Annotated in this window: 19 protein-coding genes; 11 read left to right on the forward strand and 8 right to left on the reverse strand. The window is 66.5% G+C overall.

What is annotated here, in order from left to right; genetic code table 11:
• Window positions 1-6 precede the first annotated feature (6 nt).
• From ABIE08_RS08575 to ABIE08_RS08590, 4 genes are all read left to right on the forward strand, one after another.
• Window positions 7-1,068: an ABC transporter ATP-binding protein gene (locus tag ABIE08_RS08575; RefSeq protein ID WP_354550267.1), complete on the forward strand. Its 1,062-nt coding sequence runs from the start codon at window positions 7-9 to the stop codon at window positions 1,066-1,068.
• An 85-nt stretch (window positions 1,069-1,153) separates the two neighbouring features.
• Window positions 1,154-2,470: an ABC transporter substrate-binding protein gene (locus tag ABIE08_RS08580; RefSeq protein ID WP_354550269.1), complete on the forward strand. Its 1,317-nt coding sequence runs from the start codon at window positions 1,154-1,156 to the stop codon at window positions 2,468-2,470.
• 116 nt (window positions 2,471-2,586) lie between these two features.
• Entirely contained in the window at window positions 2,587-3,474 is an 888-nt protein-coding gene (locus ABIE08_RS08585) for a carbohydrate ABC transporter permease (RefSeq protein ID WP_396309487.1), read from the forward strand.
• Window positions 3,475-3,484: 10 nt separating this feature from the next.
• Window positions 3,485-4,381 carry a carbohydrate ABC transporter permease gene (locus ABIE08_RS08590; RefSeq protein WP_354550273.1) on the forward strand — a complete coding sequence of 299 codons (897 nt, stop codon included), beginning with the start codon at window positions 3,485-3,487 and terminating at the stop codon, window positions 4,379-4,381.
• A gap of 67 nt (window positions 4,382-4,448) precedes the next feature.
• On the opposite strand, the gene ABIE08_RS08595 is transcribed toward ABIE08_RS08590, so the two are convergent.
• Window positions 4,449-5,360: an AraC family transcriptional regulator gene (locus tag ABIE08_RS08595; protein ID WP_354550275.1), complete on the reverse strand. Its 912-nt coding sequence runs from the start codon at window positions 5,358-5,360 to the stop codon at window positions 4,449-4,451.
• 155 nt (window positions 5,361-5,515) lie between these two features.
• On the opposite strand from ABIE08_RS08595, the gene ABIE08_RS08600 reads away from it, so the two are divergent.
• The 4 genes from ABIE08_RS08600 (at window position 5,516) to ABIE08_RS08615 (ending at window position 9,031) form a co-directional block, all read left to right on the forward strand.
• Complete coding sequence (locus ABIE08_RS08600; protein WP_354550277.1) at window positions 5,516-6,352, forward strand: oxidoreductase; 837 nt, start codon at window positions 5,516-5,518, stop codon at window positions 6,350-6,352.
• Window positions 6,353-6,455: 103 nt separating this feature from the next.
• Window positions 6,456-7,478: an aldo/keto reductase gene (locus ABIE08_RS08605; protein WP_354550279.1), complete on the forward strand. Its 1,023-nt coding sequence runs from the start codon at window positions 6,456-6,458 to the stop codon at window positions 7,476-7,478.
• A gap of 38 nt (window positions 7,479-7,516) precedes the next feature.
• Window positions 7,517-8,227 carry a hypothetical protein gene (locus ABIE08_RS08610; RefSeq protein WP_354550281.1) on the forward strand — a complete coding sequence of 237 codons (711 nt, stop codon included), beginning with the start codon at window positions 7,517-7,519 and terminating at the stop codon, window positions 8,225-8,227.
• A gap of 75 nt (window positions 8,228-8,302) precedes the next feature.
• On the forward strand, window positions 8,303-9,031 hold the full coding sequence (locus ABIE08_RS08615) for an SDR family oxidoreductase (RefSeq protein ID WP_354550283.1): 729 nt from the start codon (window positions 8,303-8,305) through the stop codon (window positions 9,029-9,031).
• Window positions 9,032-9,063: 32 nt separating this feature from the next.
• Here the strand turns inward: ABIE08_RS08615 and ABIE08_RS08620 are convergent, their stop codons facing one another.
• The 4 genes from ABIE08_RS08620 to recA form a co-directional block, all read right to left on the reverse strand.
• Window positions 9,064-10,860, reverse strand: coding sequence for a cation:proton antiporter domain-containing protein (locus tag ABIE08_RS08620; protein ID WP_354550285.1), 1,797 nt, complete (start codon window positions 10,858-10,860; stop codon window positions 9,064-9,066).
• Between the two features lie 36 nt (window positions 10,861-10,896).
• On the reverse strand, window positions 10,897-13,548 hold the full coding sequence (alaS, locus tag ABIE08_RS08625) for an alanine--tRNA ligase (protein WP_354550287.1): 2,652 nt from the start codon (window positions 13,546-13,548) through the stop codon (window positions 10,897-10,899).
• Window positions 13,549-13,690: 142 nt separating this feature from the next.
• Window positions 13,691-14,050, reverse strand: a complete 360-nt coding sequence (locus ABIE08_RS08630; protein ID WP_354550289.1) for a GFA family protein — start codon at window positions 14,048-14,050, stop codon at window positions 13,691-13,693.
• 90 nt (window positions 14,051-14,140) lie between these two features.
• On the reverse strand, window positions 14,141-15,226 hold the full coding sequence (gene recA, locus ABIE08_RS08635) for a recombinase RecA (protein WP_354550291.1): 1,086 nt from the start codon (window positions 15,224-15,226) through the stop codon (window positions 14,141-14,143).
• Window positions 15,227-15,564: 338 nt separating this feature from the next.
• On the opposite strand from recA, the gene ABIE08_RS08640 reads away from it, so the two are divergent.
• Window positions 15,565-16,794 carry a serine hydrolase domain-containing protein gene (locus ABIE08_RS08640; protein WP_354550293.1) on the forward strand — a complete coding sequence of 410 codons (1,230 nt, stop codon included), beginning with the start codon at window positions 15,565-15,567 and terminating at the stop codon, window positions 16,792-16,794.
• Between the two features lie 18 nt (window positions 16,795-16,812).
• Here the strand turns inward: ABIE08_RS08640 and ABIE08_RS08645 are convergent, their stop codons facing one another.
• Window positions 16,813-17,502: an SDR family oxidoreductase gene (locus ABIE08_RS08645; protein WP_354550295.1), complete on the reverse strand. Its 690-nt coding sequence runs from the start codon at window positions 17,500-17,502 to the stop codon at window positions 16,813-16,815.
• A 233-nt stretch (window positions 17,503-17,735) separates the two neighbouring features.
• Here ABIE08_RS08645 and ABIE08_RS08650 point away from each other — a divergent pair, with 233 nt between their 5' ends.
• Entirely contained in the window at window positions 17,736-18,647 is a 912-nt protein-coding gene (locus ABIE08_RS08650) for a pseudouridine-5'-phosphate glycosidase (RefSeq protein ID WP_354550297.1), read from the forward strand.
• A gap of 342 nt (window positions 18,648-18,989) precedes the next feature.
• Window positions 18,990-19,889 carry a DUF1194 domain-containing protein gene (locus ABIE08_RS08655; RefSeq protein WP_354550299.1) on the forward strand — a complete coding sequence of 300 codons (900 nt, stop codon included), beginning with the start codon at window positions 18,990-18,992 and terminating at the stop codon, window positions 19,887-19,889.
• Here the strand turns inward: ABIE08_RS08655 and ABIE08_RS08660 are convergent.
• On the reverse strand, window positions 19,802-20,674 hold the full coding sequence (locus ABIE08_RS08660) for a class I SAM-dependent methyltransferase (protein WP_354550301.1): 873 nt from the start codon (window positions 20,672-20,674) through the stop codon (window positions 19,802-19,804). The genes ABIE08_RS08655 and ABIE08_RS08660 overlap by 88 nt on opposite strands.
• Before the next feature lie 131 nt (window positions 20,675-20,805).
• The gene (locus tag ABIE08_RS08665; RefSeq protein ID WP_354550303.1) at window positions 20,806-22,089 is read right to left on the reverse strand and encodes a cytochrome P450; all 1,284 of its coding nucleotides are present in this window, start codon (window positions 22,087-22,089) and stop codon (window positions 20,806-20,808) included.
• Window positions 22,090-22,164 lie beyond the last annotated feature (75 nt).

Here is a 22,164-nt window from a genome sequence, read left to right on the forward strand (position 1 = left end):
ACGTGCATGGCGTCAGTAGAATTCGTAAATGTGAAGAAGTCCTTCGGTGCTCAGCCCATCATCCGGGGCGTTGATGTCCGGATCGATGATGGCGAGTTCGTCATCCTGGTCGGCCCGTCCGGATGCGGCAAGTCGACTCTGCTGCGGATGCTGGCGGGGCTGGAAAACATCACCGCGGGCGAGATCCGCATCGGCGACAAGGTCGTGAATCGAGTGCCGCCGAAGGAACGCGACATCGCCATGGTGTTCCAGAATTATGCGCTCTATCCGCATATGACGGTCGCCGACAACATGGCGTTCTCGCTCACGCTGAAGGGCGCGAGCAAGGCCACGATCGACGAGCGCGTCCGCCCCGCCGCCGAGATCCTCGGATTGACCCACCTTCTGGAACGCTACCCGCGCCAGCTCTCGGGCGGCCAGCGCCAGCGCGTCGCCATGGGCCGGGCCATCGTCCGCGATCCCCAGGTGTTCCTGTTCGATGAACCGCTTTCCAATCTCGACGCCAAGCTGCGCGTCGCCATGCGGGCCGAAATCAAGGAACTGCACCAGCGCCTGAAGACGACGACCGTCTATGTCACGCACGACCAGATCGAGGCCATGACCATGGCCGACAAGATCGTCGTCATGCAGGATGGCCGCGTCGAGCAGATCGGCGCGCCGCTCGAGCTCTATGATCGGCCGGTCAACCTGTTCGTCGCCGGTTTCATCGGCTCGCCCTCGATGAACATGATCAAGGGACACCTCGATCCGAACGACGCGCGCCGCTTCGTCGCCACCGATGGAACCGTGCTCCCCGTCGACCGGGAGATCGAGGCCGCCAAGGGGCAGGATCTCGTCTATGGCCTGCGGCCGGAGGCCATGCGGCTCGATCCCGCTGGCATCCCCGCAACCGTTCTGGTCACCGAACCCACCGGCTCGGAGACGCAGATCATCGCCAAGCTCGCCGGAACGGATGTCACCTGCGTGTTCCGCGAGCGCGTCGCCGCCAAGCCGGGCGAGACGCTGAACATCGGCATCGATACGGCTTCGACGCACATCTTCAACGCCGCCACGGGACTTCGCCTCTAGGCGAGTCCCAAGATCCGCGCCGCTTCGGGACGGCGTTGCCTGCCTGGCAGGCAAATCCCGCAAAAGCAGGAGGAGGAGGAACCCCATGACTTTGAACCGACGCCATTTTCTGACCACATCCGCCGGACTCGTCGCCGCCACAGGCCTCGGTGGCTTCGGCATCAGCCCGGCATTCGCCCAGGCCGCTGCGCCGACCTACAAGCCGGAGGAAGGCGCGTCGCTGCGGCTGCTGCGCTGGGTCCCGTTCGTTCCGGGCGAAGAAGCCGCCTGGCTCGCCAACACCAAAAAGTTCACCGACGCCACCGGCGTCCCGGTTCGTATCGACAAGGAAAGCTGGGAAGACGTCCGCCCGAAGGCGGCGGTTGCAGCCAATATCGGCTCGGGCCCGGACATGGTGATGAGCTGGTTCGACGATCCGCAGCAATATCCCGACAAGCTGGTCGACCTGACGGAACTCGGCGAATATCTGGGCAGCGCCAATGGCGGCTGGTATCCGGGCCTCGAGGGCTATGCCAAGCGCGACGGCAAGTTCATTGCCCTGCCGCTCTGCGCCATCGGCAACGCGATTGTCTATCGCGACAGCCACATGAAGGCGGCCGGCTTCAACGAATTCCCGAAGGATACGGCCGGCTTCCTCGAACTCTGCAAGGCCCTGCAGGCGAAGGGCACGCCGGCCGGCTTCCCGCATGGCAAGGCGGTGGGCGACGGCAACAACTATGCGCATTGGCTGCTGTGGAGCCATGGCGGCAAGATGGTCGATGAGGCGGGCAATGTCGTCCTCAACAGCCCGGAGACGCTGGCTTCGGTCAAATATGCGCAGGAGCTCTACAAGACCTTCATCCCGGGCACGGAAAGCTGGCAGGACGTCAACAACAACCGCGCCTTCCTGGCCGGCCAGGTGTCGCTGACCGCCAACGGCGTCTCGGTCTATTACGCCGCCCTCAAGGATCCTTCGATGAAGGAGATTGCCGAGGACATGCGTTCGGTCAATTTGCCGATCGGCCCGGTCGGTGAATCCGTCGAGCTGCACCAGGCCTCGACCCTCTCGGTCTTCAAGCACACGAAGTATCCGGAAGCCGCCAAGGCCTATCTGCAGTTCATGTACCAGCCGGATAACATGAACAGCTGGATCGAAGGCGCCAGCGCCTATTGCTGCCAGCCGCTCAAGGCCTTTGCCGACAACCCCGTCTGGACCAGCAATCCGATCCATGCGGCCTATGCGAAGGCATCGGGCTCGCTGCGTCCCAATGGCTATGCCGGCCCGCTCGGCACCGCCTCGGCCGCGACGATGGCCGACTATGTGCTGGTCGACATGTACGCGACCGCCGTCACCGGCCAGATGTCGCCGGAAGACGCCATCGCCCAGGCCGAGCGCCGGGCCCAGCGCTACTACCGCGTCTAGTCGACGCCCTCCTTTCCCGCCGCGCAAGCGGCGGGAAACACCCTGATTCCTTGCTGGGCGCGGAGATGTCCATGAGTGCCTACCCCACCCAAAAGCCGCCATCGCGCATCGCGGAAATGTTCCAGAGCCGGAATGCGATGGGACTGATGTTCATGCTGCCGGCCGCGGCGTTCCTGATCTGCTTCCTGACCTATCCGCTCGGCCTCGGCGTCTGGCTTGGTTTCACCGATGCGAAGATCGGCCGCGACGGCGTCTTCATCGGCCTGGAAAACTACCGCTATCTCTGGCACGACCCGGTTTTCTGGACCTCCGTCTTCAACACGGTCGTCTACACCTTCGTCGCCTCGGTCCTCAAATTCGCGCTCGGCCTCTGGCTGGCGATGATCCTGAACGAGAATCTGCCGTTCAAATCCTTCTTTCGCGCTCTCGTGCTTCTGCCCTGGGTCGTGCCGACGGTTCTTTCCGCGCTCGCCTTCTGGTGGATCTTCGACGCGCAGTTTTCGATCATCTCCTGGTCGCTGATGCAGATCGGCTGGATCGACGGCCCGATCAATTTCCTCGGCGATCCCACCAATGCCCGCATCTCGGTGATCGCCGCCAATGTCTGGCGCGGCATTCCCTTCGTTGCCATCTCGCTGCTGGCCGGCTTGCAGACCATCTCGCCGTCGCTGCAGGAGGCTGCGTCGCTCGACGGCGCCACCAGCTGGCAGCGCTTCCGTCTCGTGACGCTGCCCTTGCTGAGCCCGATCATCGCCGTGGTGATGACCTTCTCGGTCCTGTTCACCTTCACAGACTTCCAGCTGATCTACGTCCTCACCAAGGGCGGCCCGGTCAACGCGACCCACCTCATGGCGACGCTGTCGTTCCAGCGCGGCATACCCGGCGGCCAGCTTGGCGAGGGTGCGGCGATTGCCGTCGCGATGATCCCCTTCCTGCTCGCAGCGATCCTGTTCAGCTTCTTCGGCCTGCAACGGCGGAAGTGGCAGCAGGGCGGTCAAGACTAGGAGAGAAACCATGGCAATTACCGCACAGAACGACCCGTCCCTCAACGATGACGCGGAGGGCATGAGCTATCTGAACCGCCTGCCCCGCCGGATCGTGACGATCTATCTCCCGCTCGCCGTCTTCGTCTTCGTCCTGATCTTCCCGTTTTACTGGATGGCGATCACGGCGGTGAAGCCCAACCATCAGCTGACCAATTACGAGCAATACAGCCCGTTCTGGGTGGTCGAGCCGACGCTGGACCACATCAAGTATCTGCTGTTCGAAACGTCCTATCCGGGCTGGCTCTGGAACACGATGCTGGTCGCCTTCGGCTCCACGGTCCTCTCCCTCGCGGCATCCGTCTTCGCGGCCTACGCCATCGAAAGGGTGCGGTTCACCGGATCGCGGCCGGCGGGGCTGCTGATCTTCCTCGCCTATCTCGTTCCGCCCTCGATCCTGTTCATCCCCCTCGCCGTCATCGTCTTCCAGTTCGGAATCTATGACACCAAGCTGGCGCTGATCTTCACTTACCCGACCTTCCTGATTCCGTTCTGCACCTGGCTACTGATGGGCTATTTCCGCTCGATTCCCTTCGAGCTTGAGGAGAGCGCCCTGGTCGACGGGGCGACGCGCTGGCAGATCCTCATCAAGGTCATCCTGCCGCTCGCCGTGCCGGGGCTGATCTCGGCCGGCATCTTCGCCTTCACCCTGTCGTGGAACGAATTCATCTACGCGCTGACCTTCATCCAGTCGTCGGAGAACAAGACGATCCCGGTCGGCGTGCTGACAGAACTGGTGCGCGGCGACGTGTTCGAATGGGGAGCGCTGATGGCGGGCGCGCTGTTCGGCTCGCTTCCCGTCGTCATCCTCTATTCGTTCTTCGTCGACTCCTACGTCTCGTCGATGACGGGAGCGGTCAAGGAATAGAGGGCCTACCACCCAAGCTCTTTGGAAACGGCGCGGGCCCTCCCGCGCCGTTTTTCGTTGGCCAAGGTCAGACGGGCTGCGACAGGCGCTGCGGATCGAGCGCCGAGAGGTCGCGCAGCCTGGCGGCATCGCGCGCCGGCGGCTCGCCGAACAGGCGGCTATATTCGCGGCTGAACTGCGACTGGCTCTCATAGCCGACCGCGAAGCCGATGCTGCCGGCGTCGGCGCGCTGCACCAGCAGCAGGCGGCGGGCTTCCTGCAATCGGATCTGCTTCTGGAACTGCAGCGGGCTCATCGAGGTCACGGCCTTGAAATGCCGGTGAAACGACGATCCGCTCATGCCGGCGATCTCGGCCAGCGCCTCGACGCGCATGGTCTCGCTGTAATTGTGCTTGATCCAGTCGATGGCGCGGCTGATGCAGGATAGTCGACTGTCGGAAAGCGCGATCTGCCGCAGCATGCGCCCCTGCGCCCCGGTCAGCAGGCGATAGAGGATTTCGCGCTCGATCAGCGGGGATAGAATCGCCATGTCGCGGGGACGGTCCAGAAGACGTAACAGGCGGATGACAGGATCGAGCAATTCCGCGTCGATCGGGCTGACGGCCATGCCGGCCGAGGGCGCGCCATCATCGTCGATGCTCGCCAGTTCGAGCAGCAGCGAAGCGAGCGCGCCGCGGTCGAGCCGCATGCTGAAGGCGAGATAGGGCTCGGTGGCGCTGGCATCCAGGATGGCGCCGCTGGCAGGCAGGTCGACCGAGACGACCAGATATTTCGCCGTGTCATAGATCAGCATCTTGTCGCCGACCATCACCTGCTTGCGGCCCTGGGCCACGACGCAGAACAGCGGCTCGTAGAGCACGCGGGCCGGACCGGTCTGGGTGCAGGAGCGCAGCAGGGTGACGCGCGGGATAGCCGTCTCGAAACGGGTCGAGACGCAATGCCGTTCGATCAGCGCGCGGAGTTCGTTCATCGCTTCCATGATGGCTCCGATAAGACATCCGGCTTTCGCATCGCGCAAGCGCGGTCGCAGCCTGGATCGACACTCTGAGAGGATCAGGCAAGAAGCTGGTAGCTTCCTGGTAACGCTTCGTTACCCCGCGCCCCATCTTGGTCCTGCAATCGAAGGAGTTCGACATGAGCAAGATTTGGTTCGTCACCGGCTCGACGCGCGGCATCGGCGCCGAGATCGTCAAGGCGGCACTCCAGAGCGGCGACAGCGTCGTCGCCACCGGCCGCGACCCCGACAAGATCCGCGCGGCCTTCGCCGCGTACGCCGACCGCGTCCTGGCGCTGGCGCTCGACGTCACCGACCCGGCCGCGATCACCGCCGCCGTCGAAGCCGCCGTCAATAAGTTCGGCCGCATCGACGTGCTGGTCAACAATGCCGGCTATGGCCATCTCGGCCTGTTCGAGGAATCGGCCCCCGAAGACGCCGAGCGCCAGTTCGCGACCAATGTCTTCGGCCTATTCAACGTCACCCGCGCGGTCCTGCCGGTCATGCGCCAGCAGCGCGCCGGCCGTGTCTTCAACATCTCCTCCATCGCCGGCATTCGCGGCGGGCTGGGCGGCTCGCTTTATTGCGCCAGCAAATTCGCCATCGAGGGCTTCTCGGAATCTTTGGCCCAGGAAGTTGAGTCCTTCGGCATCCATGTGACGGTGGTCGAGCCCGGCTTCTTCCGGACCGATTTCCTGGATGAAAGCTCGGTGCGCTTCGGCGCCAAGCCGATCGAGGACTATGCCGAAATCTCGGCCCAGATCCGCGCCGGCTATCGCGATCGCAACCACCAGCAGGCCGGCGACCCGGCCAAGCTCGCGGCCGTGATCGTCGAACTCGCTGCCCGCGAGAAGCCGCTGTTCCGCTATGCCGCCGGCTCCGATTCCGCCGGCGTGTTCGCCGCCAAGATCGAGCGGCTGCAATCCGAACTCGAAGCGAGCCGCCCGCTCTCCGCAACCACGGACGGCAGCTTCTAGCCACGCCAAAGCCCGCGCCCGGACCGCCCCCTGGCGCGTCCGGCCGCCTGCCCTATCTCCTGATCGGCGCCCTGGCGCCCCCCCACCAGAACGGATCTCACTTATGCGCACCAAGACACTCGGCGGCACCGGACTTCTCGTTTCCGAAATCTGCCTCGGCACCATGACCTTCGGCGGCCGCGGCTTCTGGACGGCGATCGGCCAGCTCGACCAGTCGGTCGCCGACAGCATCGTCGCCCGCGCGCTCGATGCCGGCGTCAACTTCATCGACACGGCCGACGTCTATTCGGAAGGCGTCTCGGAGGAAGTCACCGGCCGCGCCATGGTCAATTCAGGCCGCCAGCGCTCGGACATCGTGCTCGCCACCAAGGCGCTCGGCCAGACCGGCCCCGGCCCGAACGATCGCGGCGCTTCGCGCGGCCACATCATGGACGCCGTCAAGGCGAGCCTGAAGCGGCTCGGCACCGACTATATCGACCTCTACCAGATCCACGGCTTCGATCCGCTGACCCCGGTCGAGGAAACCGTGCGGGCGCTCGACGATCTCGTCCGCCAGGGCCATGTCCGCTATGTCGGCGTCTCCAACTGGGCGTCGTGGCAGATCATGAAGGCGCTGGGGGTCGCCGATCACAAGAACTGGGCCCGCTTCGCCTCGCTTCAGGCCTATTACACCATCGCCGGCCGCGACCTGGAGCGCGACATCGCGCCGATGCTGCGGGACCAGAAGGTCGGCCTGATGGTCTGGAGCCCGCTCGCCGGCGGCTTCCTGTCCGGCAAGTATGATCGCGACGGCAAGGGGCCGGACGGCGCCCGCCGCGCCAGCTTCGACTTCCCGCCGATCAACAAGGATCGCGCCTTCGACGTCATCGACGTGATGCGCGAGATCGGCGACGCCAAGGGTGTCTCGGTCGCCCGCATCGCGCTCGCCTGGCTGCTGCACCAGCCGGTCGTGACCTCGGTGATCATCGGCGCCAAGAGCGTGGAACAGCTGGACGACAATCTCGCCGCGACGAGCGTGACGCTCTCGGCCGAGGAACTGAAGCGCCTCGACGAAGTCAGCGCGCTGCCGGCGGAATATCCCGGCTGGATGATCGAACGCCAGAGCGCCAACCGCCGTCCGGACTGACGCTTGACGGCAGCCGGCCGCCAGGGGATGCAGGGCGGATGAGCGATCTCGTCCGCCTTGCCGCCCGCAACAACGCAGAATGGTGCGACGCCGTGTGCCGCAGCTGGGGCCGCCCGGGAGAGTTCCGGCCGAACGTCTGGCTCAACCGGCATCCGGCGCCACCCTTCTATCCCAATGCCGTCACGCTTACTCCTGACGACGACGGCCGCCAGCGCGCCGCCCTCGAAGCGCTCGCAAACGAACTCGGCAGCGGCTTCGCGATCAAGGACAGCTTCGCGACGCTCGATCTCGCCCCGCTTGGCTTGGCACCGCTCTTCTCTGCCAGTTGGATCGCCCGCCTGCCCGCCAATCCGGCACCGGAAGGCGACCCAGACGGTCTCGACTGGCGGATCGTCGGGACGCCGGAAGCCTTCGATGCCTGGCAGTCCGGATGGTCGGGCGACGCCAGCACCCCCTCGCCTTTCGCCGCGACGCTGCTCGAGGATCCCGCCATCACCCTGATCGGCGGCTGGCGCGGCGACACGATCCTTGCCGGCGCGGCGCTCAACCGCTCCGCCGGCGCCGTGGGCTGGTCGAATGTCTTCGTCCCGGACGAAGCAGCACCCGAATGCCGCGCAGGGGCGCTCCGTTTCGCGCTCGGCCTCGCGGGAAACCTGCCGCTCCTCGGCTATGAGCGCGGCGAAGCGCTCGCCCAATCCCTCGCGCTGGGCTTCACCGCCTGCGGGCCGCTGACAATCTGGGGACGATAATCCGGAGCGATCAACCCCATGGCCTTTTCCCCGGGGTTCGGGCTAGTTTCGCTCAACGATATCGGGAGGAAATCCATGACTGAATTCAAGGGCAAGCGCATCCTGGTCACCGGCGCCGGCAAGGGCATCGGCCGCGCCACGGCGCTGCTGCTGGCCGAATATGGCGCCACCGTCGTGGCGCTTTCGCGCGATCCGAAGGATCTGGAGACGCTGGCGGCCGAGATCGGCTGCGAGACCTATGCCGTCGACCTCGCCGACCCGGTCGCGACGCGCGAGGCGGCCCGCGCGGCCCAGCCGATCGACCTGCTGGTCAATTGCGCCGGCACCACCACGCTGGAGCCGTTCCTCGACGCCAAGGTCGAGAGCTTCCAGCATCTCTACAACGTCAACGTGATCGCCGCGGCGGTTGTGGCCCAGGAAACCGCGCGCAGCATGATCGAGCGCGGCGTGAAGGGCGCAATCGTCAACGTCTCCTCGCTCTCGTCCTGGATCGGCTTCGAGGACCACGCCGCCTATTGCGCCTCCAAGGGCGGGCTCGACGGGCTGACCACGGTGATGGCCAATGAGCTCGGCCGCAAGGGCATCCGCGTCAATGCCGTCAATCCCTGCGTGACGCTGACCCCGATGGCGGTCAAGGCCTGGAGCGACCCGGCCAAGGCTGATCCGATGCTGGCGCGCATCCCGCTCGGCCGCTTCATCGAGCCGCGCGAAGTCGCCGAGACGATCGCCTATCTGCTCTCCGACCGCGCCTCGATGATCAATGGCGTGGCGCTGCCGGTCGATGGCGGATTCCTGGTCAACTGACGATATGACGGCTGGCCCGCCCTTCTGGCGGGTCAGCCGTCGCCGGGCTGCATTGCGGCTCCGGCCTCCGCCTCGGGATTGGCTGGATAAGGCCCTTCCTCGCTCAGCCGCGCCTCGACGACGGCGCGCACGACCGCCAGGCGGTTGGCGATCGCTTCCGGGGGAAGTCCAATCGACGCCAGCAATTCGCCGCTCAGCTGCAGGCTGCCCTCGAAGGCCTCCGGCACGACATGGGTGGCGCCCAGATCCAGCAATTCCCGCGCATGCGCGACGCTGCGCGCGCGGGCATGGATCGTGGAGCCCGGCCAGCGGGCGCGAATCGTCTCGACCATGCGCTTCGCCATGTCGCCGCCATCGGCCGTGACCACGAAGGCCAGCGCATTTTCCGCGCCGAGCCGCGTCAGGATCTCGGCGCGAGTCGCATCGCCGTAAAACACCGGCAGTCCGTCCTGCTTCGCGCGCTCGACATGGACGACATCGAGATCCAGCGCCACGAAGGGGATGCCCTCGGCGCGGAGAAGGCCGCCGACCATCCCGCCGACGCGGCCATAGCCGCCGATGATGACGTGATCGACCCACTCCTCATCGGCGTGGACGCCGTGCTTCGCCATATGGGTCCGGCTTTCCATCGCCTTTGCGATGCGCCCGCCGATCATGCCAAGCGCCGGCGTGAACATCATGGAAAGCGCCGCAACGGTGGTCGCGAAATGGGCGACATCGGCGGTGATGACATTGTCCCGGAAGGCCAGCGCGAACATGACGAAGGCGAACTCGCCGGCGCCGGCGAGCAGGAAGGCCATCTCGATCGCGACCGAGCGCTCGACGCGGACGAGACGGGCGGCGACATAGGCCGTCACGAGCTTGACCGCCAGCATCAGCACGAGCGCCAGCAGCACCATCGTCCATTGCAGGTAGACGATGTCGAGATCGATCGTCATGCCGACGGTCATGAAGAACAGGCCGAGCAGCAGATCCCGGAACGGCTCGACATCGACATCGAGCTGGTGGCGGTATTCGCTCTCGCTGAGCAGCAGGCCGGCAAGGAATGCGCCGAGCGCCGAGGAAAGTCCCGCCGCCGAGGTCAGCGCGCCCGCGCCGATGATGATCAGCAGCGTGATTGCGATCAGCAAGGTGCGATTTCCGGTGGCACCGGCAAGCTGCATCAACGGCTTGATCAGGAAGCGGCCAAGCGCGAGCACGGCGATGACCACGGCGATCGCGATGCCGATGCCCTGGACCAAAGCGAGGCCGACGCTGGCGCCCGCCGTCGCCCCCGCGGTGCCCAGGATGCCGACGACAATGACCACGGGAACGACGGTCAGATCCTGGAGGATCAGCACGCCGAGCGTCGTCCGGCCCGCCGGCGCCACGAGGCGCTTCCGTTCGATCAGTGACTGGGTGACGATCGCGGTCGAGGACAGCGCGAACGCCATGCCGAGCACCAGGGAATCGTCGAACTGGAACCCTGAGATCGCGGCCATCGCATAGATGGCGCCGGTGGCGAAGATGACCTGAAGGCCGCCGACCTGGACCATCATCTTGCCGATGGCGGCAAGCCGCGCCAGCGACAGCTCCAGCCCGATGGTGAACAGCAGGAACAGAACGCCGAGATCGCCCAGTGTCTGCAGGCGGGTCACGTCGCTGATCGCGGCATAGCCGAAGATCGGCCAGGTCTCGGCCAGATGGCCGAAGCCGCCAGGCCCCACCGCCACGCCGGCGATGAGAAAGCCCAGCACGACGCCGAGCCGCATATACTGGAACAGCGGAACGACGATGCCCGCGGCGACCAGGAAGATCAGAAGTTCCCTGCCCGCCGCGAGATGTTCCACAGCGTTATCCTCGTTTGGGGCGTGGCCCCGCCGGAACTAGCCTGCCAGTACCGCCTCGATCGCCGCCAGCGCATCGTCGGCCTTGGCGCCATCCGGGCCACCGGCCTGCGCCATGTCCGGCCGGCCGCCGCCGCCCTTGCCGCCCAGCGCATCCGAGCCGGCGCGAACCAGGTCGATGGCGCTGTACTGGCCAACCAGATCCTCGCTGACGCCAACGACCAGACCGGCCTTGCCATCATCCGAGACGCCGACGATCGCGACGATACCGGAACCGACCGACTTCTTGGCGTCGTCGACCAGGCCCTTGAGGTCCTTGGGCGAAATGCCGGACACCACACGTCCAAGATAGCGCACGGAGCCGATTTCGCGAACGCCGTCGCCGGCCGCCTGGCCGCCACCGCCGCCCAGCGCCAGCTTCTTCTTGGCCTCGGCCAGTTCGCGCTCAAGGCGACGCTTGTCCTCGACCAGCGACTGGACCCGGTCCGCCGCCTCGTCGGGGCGCACCTTGAGCGCAGCCGCGACCGCCTTCAGGCGCTTGTCCTGTAGTTCCAGATGCTCGCGGGCCGCCTTGCCGGTCAGCGCCTCGACGCGGCGCACGCCGGCCGCGACCGCGCTTTCGCCGACAAAGGTGACCAGGCCGATTTCGCCGGTGCGGCCGACATGGGTGCCGCCGCAAAGCTCGACCGAATAGGGCTTGCCGTTCTCTTCGCCCATGGTGACGACGCGAACTTCATCGCCATACTTCTCGCCGAACAGCGCCATCGCGCCGGAATGCATCGCCTCGTCGCGATCCATCAGGCGGGTGACGACCGGCGCGTCCTGCAGGACGATCTGGTTGGCGATCTCCTCGACGGCGGCGAGTTCGGCCTCGTCGATCGGCTTCGGGTGGCTGAAATCGAAACGCAGGCGTTCCGGCGCGACCAGCGAGCCCTTCTGGGCGACGTGATCGCCGAGCACACGGCGCAGTGCTGCGTGCAGCAGATGGGTCGCCGAATGGTTGGAGCGGATGGTGCCGCGGCGGCCATGATCGACGACAAGGCGCACGGCGTCGCCGGTCTTGACCGAACCGCTCTCGACCTGCCCGACATGCACGAACAGGCCATCGGCGCGCTTCTGCGTGTCCTCGATCCGGATGACGGCGCCGCCCTCGGTCTCGATCCGGCCGGCATCGCCGACCTGGCCGCCCGATTCGGCATAGAACGGCGTCTGGTTGACGACGATCGACACCGGCTCGCCGGCCTTGGCCTCGGCAATCTCGGCGCCGTCGCGCACCAGGGCCAGCACCTTGCCTTCGGCGGCTTCCGCCGAATAGCCGAGGAACTCGGTCGCGCCGAGCTTGTCGCGCAGCGAGAACCAGACCGTCTCCGTCGCGGTGTCGCCCGAACCCGCCCAATTGGCGCGGGCCTCGGCCTTCTGCCGCTCCATCGCCGTCTGGAACGCGTCCGTATCGACGCCAATGCCGCGGGCGCGCAGCGCGTCCTGCGTCAGGTCGAGCGGGAAGCCATAGGTGTCGTAGAGCTTGAACGCAGTCTCGCCATCGAGCGTCGCGCCGCTGGTGAGCGTGCCCGTCGCGTCGTCGAGCAGCGTCAGGCCGCGCGCCAGCGTGCGGCGGAAGCGGATTTCCTCCAGCCGCAGCGTCTCGGTGATCAGCGCTTCGGCGCGCAGCAGTTCCGGATAGGCCTGGCCCATTTCGCGGACCAGCGCCGGCACCAGGCGCCACATCAGCGGCTCCGCCGCGCCCAGCAGATGCGCGTGGCGCATGGCGCGGCGCATGATGCGGCGCAGCACATAGCCGCGGCCTTCATTGGACGGCAGCACGCCGTCGGCGATCAGGAAGGAGGTGGCGCGCAGATGGTCGGCGATGATGCGGTGGCTGGCGCGGTTGGCGCCCTCGGCCGGCACGCCGGTCGCCTCGACCGAGGCGCGGATCAGCGCCTTGAACAGGTCGATGTCGTAATTGTCGTGCACGCCCTGCATGACCGCGGCGACGCGCTCGAGGCCCATGCCGGTATCGATTGACGGGCGCGGCAGCGGCACGCGGTTGCCCGGCGCGATCTGCTCGAACTGCATGAAGACGAGATTCCAGATCTCGATGAAGCGGTCGCCATCCTCGTCCGGGCTGCCGGGCGGGCCGCCGGGGATGTGGTCGCCATGGTCGAAGAAGATCTCCGAGCAGGGACCGCACGGGCCGGTATCGCCCATCTGCCAGAAATTGTCCGACGTCGCGATGCGGATGATCCGGTCTTCCGACAGGCCGGCAATCTTCTTCCAGAGGCCGAAGGCTTCCTCGTCGTCGTGATAGACGGTGACGAGCAGCTTCTCGCGCGCCAGGCCGAATTCCTTGGTGACCAGCGTCCAGGCCAGCTCGATCGCGCGTTCCTTGAAATAGTCGCCGAACGAGAAATTGCCGAGCATCTCGAAGAAGGTGTGATGCCGGGCGGTGTAGCCGACATTGTCGAGATCATTGTGCTTGCCGCCGGCGCGGACGCATTTCTGCGAGGTCGTGGCGCGCGGATAGGGCGCTGCCGACCGGCCGGTGAAATAGTCCTTGAACTGGACCATGCCGGCATTGGTGAACATCAGCGTCGGATCGTTGCGCGGCACGAGCGGGCTCGACGCGACGATCTCGTGACCGTTCTTCTGATAGAAGCCGAGATACGCCGACCGGATGTCGTTGACGCTGCTCATGGAAACTGACCCGCCTGCTACAGAGGGGGGCGCGCAAGAGCGTACCCCGCCGAAGGAATTGTGCGGGCGTTTGTAGCGACCGGTCGACGGACTGTCCAGAAAACGCGTAAGCCGTCCTTAACGCCGCGCGCGGCGGCGCCGTTCAGGCGCTGCGACCGTCATAGGCCGTGACCGTCACCGCCGTGAGATCGACGTCGTCCAGGCAGCGCACATTGACCGCCACCATCGCCGAACCGTCCGGCGCGGTGCCGCGGCCGAAGGAGCCGACGCCGCAGGTCGCGCAGAAGAGATGGTGGATGCGCCGATGGTTGAACTGGTAGTCGGAAAGGGAATCGGCGCCCTGCTCCAGCTCGAAATCGCCGGCGGGCACGAAGGCGAGCCAATGGCCGCGCTTGCCGCAGATCGAGCAATTGCACGAGATCGCCGCGTCGAAGGCGCCGCGCGCCGTGAAGCGCACGCGCCCGCAATGACAGCCGCCGCTCCGCGTCTCCAGCTCGGTCATCCCCATTCCTCCCCGGCACGACTTCTAGCCAGCATGTCCAAAGCGCGGATGGCGGCGACCGCCGCCATCCGATGTGCCCGGCCGGGACGATCACGCCTCGAGCGCGTCGTCCTCGCCGTCATCCGACTCGGGCTCGCCCTTGGTCAGCTGCTCGGCAATAAGGCCCGCATTCTGGCGGATCGCCAGCTCGATCGCGGCGGCTGCCTTCGGGTTGTCGCGCAGGAAGCTCTTGGCGTTCTCGCGGCCCTGGCCGAGTCGCTGGCTGTCATAGGAGAACCAGGCGCCCGACTTCTCGACGATGCCGGCCTTGACGCCGAGATCAACCAGTTCGCCCATCTTGGAGATGCCTTCGCCATACATGATGTCGAATTCGACCTGCTTGAAGGGCGGCGCCAGCTTGTTCTTGACCACCTTGACGCGGGTCTGGTTGCCGACGACGTCGTCGCGCTCCTTGATCGCGCCGATGCGGCGGATGTCGAGGCGGACGGACGCGTAGAACTTCAGCGCATTGCCGCCGGTCGTGGTCTCGGGATTGCCGAACATCACGCCGATCTTCATGCGGATCTGGTTGATGAAGATCACCATGGTGTTCGACTTCGAGATCGAAGCGGTGAGCTTGCGCAGCGCCTGGCTCATCAGGCGGGCCTGCAGGCCCGGCAGGCTGTCGCCCATCTCGCCTTCGATTTCGGCGCGCGGCGTCAGCGCTGCAACCGAATCGACCACGAGCACGTCGACGGCGCCGGAGCGCACCAGCGTGTCGGTGATCTCCAGGGCCTGCTCGCCCGTATCGGGCTGCGAGATCAGCAGATCATCGAGATTGACGCCTAGCTTGCGGGCGTAGATCGGATCGAGCGCGTGTTCCGCGTCGACGAAGGCGCAGATGCCGCCATTCTTCTGCGCTTCGGCGATGGTCTGCAGCGCCAGCGTGGTCTTGCCCGAGGATTCCGGACCGTACACCTCGACGATTCGGCCGCGCGGCAGGCCGCCAATGCCGAGCGCGATATCGAGCCCGATCGAGCCGGTGGAAACGGTTCCGATCTCGACGGCCTTGTTCTGGCCGAGGCGCATGATCGAGCCCTTGCCAAAGGCCCGTTCGATCTGGGAGAGCGCTGCATCCAGCGCCTTCGACTTGTCCATTGTGGCCCCTTCGACGAGACGGAGAGAAGATTGAGACATTCCGGCGCTCCTTATTCCACACCGCTCGGACGTGAGCAAACAGGGACAATGTACACGTTTTGTTCTCGTCATCAAGCGGGAATACGGCGACCCTTGTTCTCTTTTTGAGCCACGACGCCGCAGGGCGGGCTAGAGTGGCAGCAAGGAAGGTGCGGACGCCACCGCTGCGAGCCGCAAGCCGGACCCGAGGAGACCGCATGATGTCGCTCCCGCCTGCCCCGATCCCAGCTCCGCCGCCTCTCCGCGCCCTGCCCCGCCGCCTGGCCGCCCTTGTCGCCCTGAGCCTGGGCTGCGCGATGACACTGCCACCCCCTGCCCGCGCCGAGGAGGCGACCCCGATGACAGCGCAGCAATCGGATCCCGCAACGCTTGGCTGGATGGTCGGCGCGCCGCCGCCGGCCGACAAGATCATCCGCTTCAGCGACGGCGACTATTTCACCTTCCCAAAGCTGCGCTGGACGGTCTGCCATTTCCGCCAGCTGATGCCGACGATCGGCGTCGGGCGCGGCCTCGGGCCGCTGCGCTTCTTCGAACGGAAGATCGACGATTCGATCGAGGGCCTGAGCTTCATGCCGCTTGGAAGCACCAAGCCGATGACGTTCGGCGACGCGTTCGACGTCAACTATACCGATGGCCTCGTCATCCTGCACAAGGGCGTGCTAATCTATGAGCGCTATGCCGGCTGCCTGGACGAGACCGGGCAGCATGCGGCGATGTCGGTGACCAAGTCGCTGACCGGCCTGCTGGGCGAAATACTCGTCGCCGAGGGGACGATCGACGACAAGGCGAAGGTGGCGACGCTAGTGCCGGAACTCGCCGGCAGCGCCTTCGGCGACGCGACCGTGCGCCAGGTGCTCGATATGACCACCGGGCTTCACTACAGCGAGGACTATTCGGATCCAAACGCCGATGTCTGGATCTATTCGGCCGCCGGCAGTCCGTTGCCAAAGCCCGCCGACTACAAGGGCCCGCGCAGCTATTTCGATTACCTGAAGACGGTGCGCAAGGAAGGCGAGCATGGCGCCGCCTTCGGCTACAAGACGATCAATTCCGATGCGCTTGGCTGGATCATCGTCCGCGTCACCGGCAAGTCGGTGGCCACGCTGCTGTCGGAGCGGATCTGGAGCCGGATGGGCGCCGAGCTGGACGCCTATTACACGGTCGATTCGATCGGCACGCCGTTTGCCGGCGGCGGGTTCAATGCCGGCCTGCGCGACCTCGCGCGGATCGGCCAGCTGATGCTGGGTGGCGGGATGCTGAACGGCGAACGCCTGATCCCGGAGGCCGCGATCGCCCATATCCGCGCCGGCGGCGACCCGGCCAAGTTCGCCAAGGCCGACTACCCGCTGCTCAAGGGCTGGAGCTATACCGGCATGTGGTGGATCACCAACAATCCGAACGGCGCCTTCATGGCGCGCGGCGTGCACGGCCAGGCGATTTATATCGATCCGGCCGCGCAGATGGTGATTGCCCGCTTCGCCTCGAACCCGGTCACCAGCAACGCGGCCAACGACCCGACCAGCCTGCCGGCCTATGCCGCCGTGGCGGACTACCTGAAGGACAAGTAGCCCCGCCCGCGCAGGGGATCAGGACGTCAGGCCGCCATCGACGGTGATCGTCTGGCCGGTGACATAGCGCGCCAGCGGCGAGACGAGATAGGCGACGGCGCTGGCAAGCTCGGCGACTTCGCCATAGCGGCCGGCCGGGATGCGGGCGATCCGCTCGGCCGTGCTGGGCAGCGAATCGATGAAGCCGGGCGCGACCGCGTTGATGGTGATGCCATCCTTGGCGAGCGTGCGCGCCGCCACTGCGACATAGGCGGAAAGCCCGGCGCGCAGTACCGAGGACGAGGCGAAATCGCCATCCGGCCGGGCGGCGGCAAAGCTCGACATGGCGACGAAAGCGCCCTTCGAGGCTTCCAGATCGGCGCGCGCCGCCCGCAACAGCCGGACGGTCGGCATCAGGAACATGTCCTGCGCGGCGCGCCAGTCGTCGTCGTCGAGATCGAGCAGCTTCTTCTTGGCGGCATGGCCGCTATTGGCGACGATGGCGTCGATCCGGCCCGTCTCCGCCCGGGCGCGCTCGACCAGCGCCTGCAAATCCTTGGCGTTCGTCACATCGCCGCGCACGGCGAAGCCGCCCAGTTCCTTGGCCAGCGCCTCGACGCCTTCCGAACGGCCGAGCAGGCCGACCCGATAGCCGTCGGCGGCCAGGCGGCGGGCGATACCCGCGCCGATTCCCTTGCTGGCGGCGGTGACGAGAGCGGTCTTCGACATGCTGGAAGCCTCTTGCTGCCGGCCAAGGCCGGATTGGATCGATCGAGCGCCGATAAGAACCGCAAACCGCTCGGCCTGCAATCGACCGGCGCGACATGTGCGCCGGGCATGGCCGCCCGGCGTGGACAAGGCTTGCCGAGAACGGGGGCGATCGGCCATGGTCCGCCTTTTCGCGGACGCGCTTCGCCGAACCCCGGTGCCGGTCCGCCCCCTTCAGAATGGTGATCCACAGAATGTCCGAGTCCGATCTCATCATCCTTTCCGACGAAGTCGCGGCGGCCAAGGCCGATGGCAAGCCGCTGGTCGCGCTGGAAACGACGATCGTCACCCATGGCATGCCCTATCCCGACAACATCGCGACGGCGCGCGCCGTCGAGGACATCGTGCGGGCCAATGGCGCCGTGCCGGCGACCATCGCCATCATGGACGGCAAGATCCGGGTCGGCCTGACGGCGGACGAGCTGGAGCGTCTGGCGAGCCTCAAGGACGTGATGAAGGTGTCGCGCGCCGATCTCGCCTTCGCGCTGTCGACCGGCCGTCCCGGCGCCACGACAGTGGCCGCCACCATGATCACCGCCCATTTGGCCGGCGTGCGCGTGTTCGCAACGGGCGGAATCGGCGGCGTGCATCGCGGCGCCGAGACGACCTATGACGTCTCGGCCGACCTCTACGAATTCGCCAAGACCCCGGTGACGGTCGTCTGCGCCGGCGCCAAGGCGCTGCTCGACATTCCGAAGACGCTGGAAGTGCTGGAAACGCTGGGCGTGCCGGTCGTCACCGTCGGCCAGGACGAACTGCCGGCTTTCTGGTCGCGCCAGAGCGGCCTGCCTACGCCGCTGCGCCTCGACGCGCCGCGCGAGATCGCAGCCTTCATCGCCAAGCGCGCCGAGATCGGCCTCGAGGGCGGCATGCTGGTCGCCAATCCGGTGCCGCTCGCCGACGAGATCCCCGCCGAGGAAATGCGCGGCTATATCGATACCGCGATCGCCGATGCCGATCGCGACGGCATCCGCGCCAAGCAGGTGACGCCCTATGTGCTCGGCCGCATGCTGGAACTGACCGCCGGCCGCAGCCTGGTCACCAACATCGCCCTGGTGAAGAACAACGCCAAGCTCGCCGCCGAGATCGCCGCGGCCCTGGTCTGAGACCCCGCCGAGCCCCGGGCATTTCGCGCCCGGGGCTCGGCCCCTTGCCGGAGGCGGTCAGCCACCCCGGCCCGCTCGCGCGGCGCGCCGCGCCGCCAGACAAGGCCGATTGCGGCGACGGCAGCCAGACTTTCGCGGCGACGGATGGAAGCCCGTCTTGTCGCGCCAGCATCCCCAAAGCCCCCCAGCGCCCGTCCCCCAACCGGCGCGAATGTGAATGGACACCTCCATCAAGATCGTGATGGGATGGCGCCATGCATAATCCCCTCGATGGCGCGAAGACGCGGCTTATCCAGGGATTCTGCCACGGGAATCCAGAACAACGCCGCCATGGGGTGAAGCATGTCGTGCTCTTCCGCCTTCCGGAAGACTGGAAAAGCGCTTCGGACATGCCTCATCATAACTTTGGCTGCCTTCGCGATAAGTCAAATAGGCATTTGGCGGGAAGCAAATGCCCAAGACCGCATCCAAGTTGATCTACAACTGGTGATTGCCCTCGACGTTTCCACGTCCATGGATGTCGAAGAGCGTGCCCTGCAGCGCGACGGCTTCGTCGCGGCGTTTCGCGACGCGGAGATCGTGCAGGCGATCCAGAGCGGCCGTCATCGGCGAATCGCCGTGGTGTGCGTGGAATGGGCCGGCGAGCAGCGCCAGAATGTCATCGTCGACTGGCTACTGGTCTCGGACGCCGCCAGCGCCGGAGAATGGGCCGATGCGCTGGAGCGCCGGATTCCTGGTCGGTTGCCGATGGGAACCTCGATCAGCAGCGCGCTGCTTCGCGCCGCCTCGCTGTTTGACAGCGCCGGGTATGTCGGCGCGCGCCGGGTGATCGACATATCCGGCGATGGCGTCAACAATCGCGGACCCGACCCAGCCAGCGTGCGCGATGTCCTGGTGGCGCGCGGCATCACCATCAACGGACTGCCGATCGTCTACAAGCGCCTGCTGCAAGGGGTTTCGTCGCAGGACGACGACACCGTCACGCCGATGCGACTGGTCGACTACTTCCATAGCGAGGTCATTGGCGGGCCGGGCGCCTTCGTGGAGCCCGTGCTCGGGCTCCACCATTTCCGGCAGGCGATCCGGCGCAAATTGCTGCGCGAGATCCGAGGGTCGGAAGACCTGGCGGCGCTACCGCCGGCGGACGGCCCCCGTCACGGCGATGGCGCTGCGGGAGCCTTGATCGCGGCGACGACATGGCCGACGGCGGCGCGGTCGAGCGCCGAAGCCCCGCCGAGATAGAGCTGGCCCAGTTCCGGACCGGTGCGATCCTCGATCGAGGCGAAACCGAGCCCCGCCAGCCGACCTGCCAGGTCGTCTGGCTTGAAGAAGGTGACGAAAGGTTCGCCAAGGCTCGCCGTGCGGCCGGAGAGCGTCGTGAAGGCCAGCCGCTGCAGCAGGGTGAGCTTGTCCGGGATCTCGGCATAATCGAACACGACTTCGCTCCCGCCCGGGCGCGCGGCGATGATGCCGAGCGTCGAGAAGATCGCCGCCTCGGTCAGATAGGGCGCGACGCCGAGCCAGGAGAAGAAGGTCGGCGCGGCGGGGTCGAGCCCGGCGGCGAGCAGCCGTTCGTCCAGCTTGTCGACGGAGAAATCGACCGGCACGAAACGCACGCCTTCGGGCACCGGAATGCCGGTCGCGGCCAGGCGATCGCGCTTCCAGGCCTGGGTGGCCGGGTGGTCGACCTCATAGACGACGACGCCCCTGTCGGCGAAGGGATTGCGATAGGCGAAGGTGTCAAGCCCGGCGCCAAGCACGACGACATGGCGGACGCCGCGCGCGACGGCGGCGGCGAGCCGGTCCTCGGCAAAGCGGCTGCGCGCCGCAAGGAAGGCGCGAATCGTCTCGCCGCCCGGCGAATCGGCGCGGGAGAGTTCGTCGCGCGCCAGAACCGAGCCGCGATCGCCCCCGACGATGGTGAGAGCGAGCGGATCCTCGAATATCAAAGGCTTATCGAGGAGCTGGTGGGCCGCGCGACGCATGGCGACGCGAAAGGCTGTTGCGCTGGGCTGACCTTCAATCATGGCTGGGTTTTACTCCACGCGGCCCGGCTTGATAAGCGGCCTTGTCCCCGTTTCCATACCCGCCACGCACCAGGCAGGCTGGGGCGGCCGCAGCGACGAAACGGCACGAGCGTCGGCGGAAGGGTTCCGCATCAGGCGTCCCATGCGAGCTGCAGCCCGTCGAGACCGTGGAAATGATAGGCGTCGCGATAGCTGGGCGCGCCGGCCAGGCGCAGGCCCTTCAGCCGCTCGAACAGGATCGGCAGCGCGACCTGCATTTCCAGCCGCGCCAGCGGCGCGCCGATGCAGAAATGGATGCCGAGGCCAAAGGAGACATGCGGCTTCAGCTCCCGCGTGGCATCGAACTGGTCGGCGGCGAGATAGCGGTTGGGATCGCGATTGGCCGCGCCCAGCATCAGGCCGACCTGCTGGCCCTTCTTCAGGGCGAGGCCGCCGAACTCCAGATCCTCCAGCGCATAGCGCATGAACATGTGCAGCGGCGGGTCGTAGCGCAGGCATTCCTCCACCGTCGCGGCCGTCGATTCGGGCGTCGCGAACAGGGTCGCCGGATCCGCGCCCGAGCGCAGGATCGCGCGCACGCCATTGCCCAGCGCATGCACCGTCGCCTCGTGGCCCGCATTGAGTAGCAGGATGCAGGTGGTGATCAGCTCGTCCTCGGAGAGCTTCTCGCCCTGTTCCTCGGCCGCGATCAACTGGCTGATCAGGTCGTCGCCGGGCTTGCCGCGCCGCTCCTGCACATAGCCCCGCAGGAAGGCGGAGAAGGCGAGCGTCGCGGCGACGGCGGCGTCCTCCATCGCGCGGGTGCGGCCGAGCTGGTACATGCCGACCATGGCATGTGACCAGGCGAGCAGGTCCGGCGCGCGCTCCACCGGCACGCCGAGAATTTCGGCGATCACCGTGATCGGGATCGGCGTCGCATAGGCCTCGATCAGGTCGATCTCGCCCTTCGCCGCGAACCCGTCGATCAGCTCGTGGCAGAGCGCTTCGATGCGCGGGCGCAGCCTTTCGATCTGGCGCGAGACGAAGGCGCGGTTCACCAGCGTGCGCAGGCGCGTGTGAACCGGCGGCTCGCGCTCCAGCATGGAGAGGTTGTCGACGTCGTAGAACGGCTTCAGGTGCGCGGGGATCTCGGGGATGCCGAGCTCTTCGCGCGTCGCCACATGCAGGATCTCGCGGCCGAAACGGCGGTCGCGATAGAGCGCGTTGACGTCATCGGCCGACAGGAAGCACCAGACATTCAGCTCTTCCCAGAAAAACACCGGCGCGATGGCGCGGATCGCCTCGAACACCGGATAGGGATTCTGGAAGAAGGCCGGATCCTTGGCGTCGATCGAAACGCGCCGGGTGACCGGGTCGATCCGGAAAGGCAAGGCGGTGGTCGCGGCCTCGACGGCGGACGCGGTTCGGTCGTTCATGCACATCATTCCAGTTGGAAACAGGCCGGCATTCTCCGCAGGCAGCCGCGGCTTGGCAAGCGCGGCCTGCGGCAG

The sequence above is a fragment of the Kaistia defluvii genome (assembly GCF_040548815.1).
Lineage (GTDB): Bacteria > Pseudomonadota > Alphaproteobacteria > Rhizobiales > Kaistiaceae > Kaistia > Kaistia defluvii_A.